This window comes from Streptomyces cinnamoneus, assembly GCF_014650495.1.
Taxonomy (GTDB): domain Bacteria; phylum Actinomycetota; class Actinomycetes; order Streptomycetales; family Streptomycetaceae; genus Streptomyces; species Streptomyces cinnamoneus.
Genome location: NZ_BMVB01000076.1, coordinates 1 through 997, shown reverse-complemented (window position 1 = coordinate 997; position 997 = coordinate 1). Strand labels below are relative to the sequence as shown.

The window sequence follows — 997 nt, the reverse complement described above, 5'->3', positions numbered from 1 at the left end:
CAAGGGGGCAGAGTTCGCTATCATGTCCCCAGTCGGCTATTCTGGACGCAACAGAACAGCAAAAAACGCAAGGTGGTTGTATGGGATAGCTGTTGACCTTGATGGAGTAGAAATGGAGCAGTTAAGAGATGTGTTCCACCAGATGAAGCACGATTTTCTGCCACAATGTACCTACTGTGTGAATAGCGGTCATGGACTGCATTTGTATTATCTCTTTGAGAAGCCAGTACCGCTATACAGACATCTGCAAGACCAGTTAAGGGAGTTCAAGTATGAGTTAATCAGAAAGATATGGAACAGGTACACAAGCACCTATACAGAGCGTGAGCAAGTGCAGTATCAAGGTATCTTCCAAGGCTTCCGTATGGTCGGCACCCAGTCGAAACTTGGAAAGCGGTATCCAGTGACAGCTTTTGAAACTGGGGAGCGTGTTACAGTAGAGTATCTGAACGACTTTCTTATGGACGATAGCAAGGCTGTGACAGATTTCAAGTATAAGTCTGATCTGAGCCTTACCGAAGCTAAGAAGAAGTACCCAGAATGGTATGAAAAGAGGATTGTTAGGGGCGAGAAAAAGGGCAGGTGGCATATCAAGAGGGATTTGTATGACTGGTGGCTTAGGAAGATACAGAGCGGAGCGGTGTCAGTTGGGCATAGATACTGGTGTTTGTCTGTGCTTGCATCCTATGGTATTAAGTGCGATATTCCAGAAGATGAGGTATTGACGGATGCTCTGGAGCTGTTACCAATGTTTGATGATATCAGTGATGATGAACATAACCGCTTTACCAAGCGTGATGTACTGGACGCAATGAATATGTATCAAGAAAACTATGTCACATACAGCAGAGCCGAGGTTGAGCGTGTCAGCGGTATATCAGTACCGCCAAACAAAAGGAACGGAAGAAAGCAAGAGCAACACCTAAAGATTATGAATGCTATTCGTGATATTGAACACCCAGACGGAGAATGGAGAAATAAAGAGGGCAGACCAAAG

At 45.0% G+C, this 997-nt stretch carries 1 protein-coding gene; it reads left to right on the top strand.

Annotated elements, in window-relative coordinates; all coding sequences use genetic code 11:
- Positions 1-22 precede the first annotated feature (22 nt).
- A partial coding sequence (locus tag IE182_RS32960) for a hypothetical protein (RefSeq protein ID WP_229845297.1) occupies positions 23-997 on the top strand: 975 nt, incomplete at its 3' end.